Source organism: Methanolapillus africanus (assembly GCF_032714475.1).
Classification (GTDB): Archaea; Halobacteriota; Methanosarcinia; order Methanosarcinales; family Methanosarcinaceae; genus Methanolapillus; species Methanolapillus africanus.
In genome coordinates, this window is sequence record NZ_JAWDKD010000032.1 from 1 (window position 1) to 7018 (window position 7018).

Consider the following 7018-nt stretch of genomic DNA (forward strand, 5'->3'; position numbering starts at 1 on the left):
GTGATTGTTACAGCGTCGCTTGTGCTCACAACAGTCAATGTTGCGGCATTCGATTCCTTAACATCGCCTTGTGTGCCGGTGATCACAACTCTGAATTGAGTTTGATCATCTGCCAGAACGGTTGCAGGCGTGGTGTAACTGTCAGACGTCGCACTTGAAATGTCGCTGAACGTGGCGCCGCTGTCAGTGGATTTCTGCCACTGGTAAGAAGCAGCGTTGTTCGCAGTAACACTGAAGGTGGCCGTTTCGCCTTCAACCACGATTTGGCTGACAGGCTGCGCGGTGATTGTTACAGCGTCGCTTGTGCTCACAACAGTCAATGTTGCGGCATTCGATTCCTTAACATCGCCTTGTGTGCCGGTGATCACAACTCTGAATTGAGTTTGATCATCTGCCAGAACGGTTGCAGCAGTTGTGTAACTGTCTGAAATCGCACTTGAAATGTCGCTGAACGTGACGCCGCTGTCAGTGGATTTTTGCCACTGGTAAGAAGCAGCGTTGTTTGCACCCACGTTGAATGTTGCTGTTTCGCCTTCAACCACGATTTGGCTGACAGGCTGCGTTGTGATTGTTACGGCGTCGCTTGTGCTCACAACAGTCAATGTTGCGGCATTCGATTCCTTAACATCGCCTTCTGTACCAGTGATCACAACTCTGAATTGAGTTTGGTCATCGGCCAGAACGGTTGCAGCAGTTGTGTAACTGTCAGACGTCGCACTTGAAATGTCGCTGAACGTGACGCCGCTGTCAGTGGATTTCTGCCACTGATAAGAAGCAGCATTGTTTGCAGCAACATTAAAGGTGGCTGTTTCGCCTTCAACCACGATTTGGCTGACAGGCTGCGTTGTGATTGTTACGGCGTCGCTTGTACTCACAACAGTCAATGTTGCAGCATTCGATTCCTTAACATCGCCTTCTGTACCGGTGATCACAACTCTGAATTGAGTTTGGTCATCGGCCAGAACGGTTGCAGCAGTTGTGTAACTGTCAGACGTTGCACTTGAAATGTCGCTGAACGTGACGCCGCTGTCAGTGGATTTCTGCCACTGGTAAGAAGCAGCGTTGTTTGCAGCCACATTGAAGGTGGCTGTTTCGCCTTCAACAACGATTTGGCTGACAGGCTGCGTCGTGATTGAAATCGCATCCGTTGCGCTCAAGACCGTCAACTTGGCAGAGTTGGAAGTCAACTCGTCGCCGTTAACACCGGCAATCACGACTCTGTAATAAGTCATACCGGCAGCGGTGGCGTCAGCAGTTGTGTAACTGCTTGCGGTTGCACCGGAGATGTCCGTGAACGTTGTATTATCTGCAGATTCCTGCCATTGATAGCCGTTTGCGTTCGTTGCAGTCACACTGAACGTTGCATTTTGACCGATTGAAATGTTCTTGTCAGCCGGCTGTGTTGTGATTGAAATCGCATCCGTTGCACTGAGAACAGTCAACTTGGCAGAGTTGGAAGTCAGCTCGTCGCCGTTAACACCGGCAATCACGACTCTGTAGTAAGTTACACCGGCAGCGGTGGCATCAGCGGTTGTGTAACCGGCAGATGTGGCACCGGAGATGTCCGTGAACGTTACGTTGTCCGCGGATTCCTGCCATTGGTAACCGTTTGCGTTCGTTGCAGTCACACTGAAAGTTGCATTTTGACCGATTGAAATGTTCTTGTCAGCCGGCTGTGTTGTGATTGAGATCGCATCTGTTGCGCTCAAGACAGTCAACTTGGCAGAGTTGGAAGTCAGCTCATCGCCGTTAACACCTGCAATCACGACTCTGTAATAAGTCATGCCGGCAGCGGTAGCATCGGCGGTTGTGTAACCGGCTGATGTAGCACCGGAGATGTCCGTGAACGTTGTATTGTCTGCAGATTCCTGCCATTGATAGCCGTTTGCGTTCGTTGCAGTCACGCTGAACGTTGCGTTTTGACCGATTGAAATGTTCTTGTCAGCCGGTTGGGTTGTGATTGAGATCGCATCTGTTGCACTCAAGACAGTCAACTTGGCAGAGTTGGAGGTCAACTCGTCACCGTTAACACCTGCAATCACGACTCTGTAATAAGTCATACCGGCAACGGTGGCATCAGCGGTTGTGTAACCGGCCGATGTGGCACCGGAGATGTCCGTGAACGTTGTGTTGTCCGTGGATTCCTGCCATTGATAGCCGTTTGCATTCGTTGCGGTCACACTGAACGTTGCATTTTGTCCGATTGAAATGTTCTTGTCAGCCGGCTGTGTTGTGATTGAGATCGCATCTGTTGCGCTCAAGACAGTCAACTTGGCAGAGTTGGAAGTCAGCTCATCGCCGTTAACACCGGCAATCACAACTCTGTAATAAGTCATGCCGGCAGCGGTGGCGTCAGCAGTTGTGTAACTGCTTGCGGTTGCACCGGAGATGTCCGTAAACGTTATGTTGTCTGCGGATTCCTGCCATTGGTAACCGTTTGCATTCGTTGCAGTCACACTGAACGTTGCATTTTGACCGATTGAAATGTTCTTGTCAGCCGGTTGGGTTGTGATGGAAATCGCATCCGTTGCACTGAGAACAGTCAACTTGGCAGAGTTGGAAGTCAACTCGTCCCCGTTAACACCGACAATCACGACTCTGTAATAAGTCATACCGGCAGCGGTAGCATCAGCAGTTGTGTAACTGCTTGCGGTTGCACCGGAGATGTCAGTGAATGTTGTATTGTCTGCGGATTCTTGCCATTGGTAACCGTTTGCATTTGTTGCAGTCACACTGAACGTTGCATTTTGACCGATTGAAATGTTCTTATCAGCCGGTTGAGTTGTGATGGAAATCGCATCCGTTGCACTCAAGACAGTCAACTTGGCAGAGTTGGAAGTCAGCTCATCACCGTTAACACCGGCAATCACGACTCTGTAATAAGTCATACCGGCAGCGGTGGCGTCAGCGGTTGTGTAACCGGCCGATGTGGCACCGGAGATGTCAGTGAACGTTATGTTGTCTGCGGATTCCTGCCATTGGTAACCGTTTGCATTCGTTGCAGTCACACTGAACGTTGCATTTTGTCCGATTGAAATGTTCTTGTCAGCCGGTTGCGTTATGATTGAGATCGCATCCGTTGCACTGAGAACAGTCAACTTGGCAGAGTTGGAGGTCAACTCGTCGCCGTTGGTTCCGGCAATCACGACTCTGTAATAAGTCATACCGGCAGCGGTAGCGTCAGCAGTTGTGTAACCGGCTGATGTGGCACCGGAGATGTCCGTGAATGTTGTGTTGTCTGCGGATTCCTGCCACTGGTAACCGTTTGCATTTGTTGCGACAACGCTGAACGTTGTATTTTGTCCGATTGAAATGTTCTTGTCAGCCGGTTGCGTTGTGATGGAAATCGCATCTGTTGCACTGAGAACAGTCAACTTGGCAGAGTTGGAAGTCAACTCGTCCCCGTTAACACCTGCAATCACGACTCTGTAATAAGTCATGCCGGCAGCGGTGGCGTCAGCGGTTGTGTAACCGGCTGATGTGGCACCGGAGATGTCCGTGAACGTTGTGTTGTCTGCGGATTCCTGCCATTGATAGCCGTTTGCATTTGTTGCAGTCACACTGAACGTTGCATTTTGACCGATTGAAATGTTCTTGTCAGCCGGTTGGATTGTGATGGAAATCGCATCCGTTGCACTGAGAACAGTCAACTTGGCAGAGTTGGAAGTCAGCTCGTCCCCGTTAACACCTGCAATGACCACTCTGTAATAAGTCATACCGGCAACGGTAGCATCGGCGGTTGTGTAACCGGCAGATGTGGCACCGGAGATGTCCGTAAACGTTACGTTGTCTGCAGATTCCTGCCATTGATAGCCGTTTGCATTCGTTGCGGTCACACTGAACGTTGCATTTTGACCGATTGAAATGTTCTTGTCAGCCGGTTGGGTTGTGATTGAGATCGCATCCGTTGCACTGAGAACAGTCAACTTGGCAGAGTTGGAGGTCAACTCGTCGCCGTTGGTTCCGGCAATCACGACTCTGTAATAAGTCATACCGGCAGCGGTAGCGTCAGCGGTTGTGTAACCGGCTGATGTAGCACCGGAGATGTCCGTAAACGTTATGTTGTCTGCGGATTCCTGCCACTGGTAACCGTTTGCATTCGTTGCAGTCACACTGAACGTTGCGTTTTGACCGATTGAAATGTTCTTGTCAACAGGCTGTGTTGTGATTGAAATCGCATCCGTTGCACTGAGAACAGTCAACTTGGCAGAGTTGGAAGTCAACTCGTCGCCGTTGGTTCCGGCAATCACGACTCTGTAATAAGTCATACCGGCAGCGGTGGCGTCAGCAGTTGTGTAACTGCTTGCGGTTGCACCGGAGATGTCAGTGAATGTTGTATTGTCTGCGGATTCTTGCCATTGGTAACCGTTTGCATTTGTTGCAGTCACACTGAACGTTGCATTTTGACCGATTGAAATGTTCTTATCAGCCGGTTGAGTTGTGATGGAAATCGCATCCGTTGCACTCAAGACAGTCAACTTGGCAGAGTTGGAAGCCAACTCGTCGCCGTTAACACCGGCAATCACGACTCTGTAATAAGTCATGCCGGCAGCGGTAGCGTCAGCAGTTGTGTAACCGGCTGATGTGGCGCCGGAGATGTCCGTGAACGTTGTATTATCTGCGGATTCTTGCCACTGGTAACCGTTTGCATTCGTTGCGGTCACACTGAACGTTGCGTTTTGTCCGATTGAAATGTTCTTGTCAACAGGCTGCGTTGTGATTGAGATCGCATCTGTTGCGCTCAAGACCGTCAACTTGGCAGAGTTGGAAGTCAACTCGTCCCCGTTAACACCTGCAATCACAACTCTGTAATAAGTCATGCCGGCAGCGGTGGCGTCAGCAGTTGTGTAACCGGCCGATGTGGCACCGGAGATGTCCGTGAACGTTGTGTTGTCCGTGGATTCCTGCCATTGATAGCCGTTTGCATTCGTTGCGGTCACACTGAACGTTGCATTTTGTCCGATTGAAATGTTCTTGTCAGCCGGCTGTGTTGTGATTGAGATCGCATCTGTTGCGCTCAAGACAGTCAACTTGGCAGAGTTGGAAGTCAGCTCATCGCCGTTAACACCTGCAATCACGACTCTGTAATAAGTCATACCGGCAACGGTGGCATCAGCGGTTGTGTAACCGGCCGATGTGGCACCGGAGATGTCCGTGAACGTTGTGTTGTCCGTGGATTCCTGCCATTGATAGCCGTTTGCATTCGTTGCAGTCACACTGAAAGTTGCGTTTTGACCGATTGAAATGTTCTTGTCAGCCGGTTGGGTTGTGATTGAAATCGCATCTGTTGCGCTCAAGACAGTCAACTTGGCAGAGTTGGAAGTCAGCTCATCTCCGTTAACACCGGAAATAACCACTCTGTAATAAGTCATGCCGGCAGTGGTAGCATCGGCGGTTGTGTAACCGGCGGATGTGGCACCGGAGATGTCCGTGAACGTTACGTTGTCTGCGGATTCCTGCCATTGGTAACCGTTTGCATTCGTTGCAGTCACACTGAACGTTGCATTTTGACCGATTGAAATGTTCTTGTCAGCCGGTTGGGTTGTGATGGAAATCGCATCTGTTGCACTGAGAACAGTCAACTTGGCAGAGTTGGAAGTCAGCTCGTCCCCGTTAACACCTGCAATGACCACTCTGTAATAAGTCATACCGGCAACGGTAGCATCGGCGGTTGTGTAACCGGCTGATGTAGCACCGGAGATGTCAGTGAACGTTATGTTGTCTGCGGATTCCTGCCATTGGTAACCGTTTGCGTTCGTTGCAGTCACGCTGAACGTTGCGTTTTGACCGATTGAAATGTTCTTGTCAGCCGGTTGGGTTGTGATTGAGATCGCATCTGTTGCACTCAAGACAGTCAACTTGGCAGAGTTGGAGGTCAACTCGTCACCGTTAACACCTGCAATCACGACTCTGTAATAAGTCATACCGGCAACGGTGGCATCAGCGGTTGTGTAACCGGCTGATGTAGCACCGGAGATGTCAGTGAACGTTATGTTGTCTGCGGATTCCTGCCATTGGTAACCGTTTGCATTCGTTGCAGTCACACTGAAAGTTGCGTTTTGACCGATTGAAATGTTCTTGTCAGCCGGTTGGGTTGTGATGGAAATCGCATCCGTTGCACTGAGAACAGTCAACTTGGCAGAGTTAGAAGTCAACTCATCCCCGTTAACACCTGCAATCACAACTCTGTAATAAGTCATGCCGGCAGCGGTGGCGTCAGCAGTTGTGTAACCGGCCGATGTGGCACCGGAGATGTCCGTGAACGTTGTATTGTCCGCGGATTCCTGCCATTGGTAACCGTTTGCATTGTCTGCAACAACGCTGAACGTTGCGTTTTGTCCGATTGAAATGTTCTTGTCAGCAGGTTGGGTTGTGATGGAAATCGCATCCGTTGCACTCAAGACAGTCAACTTGGCAGAGTTGGAGGTCAACTCGTCGCCGTTGGTTCCGGCAATCACGACTCTGAAGTAAGTCATGCCGGCAGCGGTAGCATCGGCGGTTGTATAACCGGCAGATGTGGCGCCGGAGATGTCCGTGAACGTTGTATTGTCTGCGGATTCCTGCCACTGGTAACCGTTTGCATTCGTTGCAGTCACGCTGAACGTTGCGTTTTGACCGATTGAAATATTCTTGTCAGCCGGTTGGGTTGTGATTGAAATCGCATCCGTTGCACTGAGAACAGTCAACTTGGCAGAGTTGGAAGTCAACTCGTCCCCGTTAACACCGACAATCACGACTCTGTAATAAGTCATACCGGCAGCGGTAGCATCAGCAGTTGTGTAACTGCTTGCGGTTGCACCGGAGATGTCCGTGAACGTTGTGTTGTCCGCGGATTCCTGCCATTGGTAACCATTTGCATTCGTTGCGGTCACGCTGAACGTTGCGTTTTGTCCGATTGAAATGTTCTTGTCAGCCGGTTGAGTTGTGATTGAAATCGCATCCGTTGCACTGAGAACAGTCAACTTGGCAGAGTTGGAAGTCAACTCGTCGCCGTTGGTTCCGGCAATCACGACTCTGT

1 protein-coding gene is annotated in these 7018 nt (G+C 50.4%); it reads right to left on the minus strand.

The genetic code is table 11. The features are described 5' to 3' along the window. Positions 1 to 7018, minus strand: a 7018-nt coding sequence (locus MsAg5_RS09195; RefSeq protein WP_338100336.1) for a hypothetical protein, incomplete at both ends; no start/stop codon positions are given.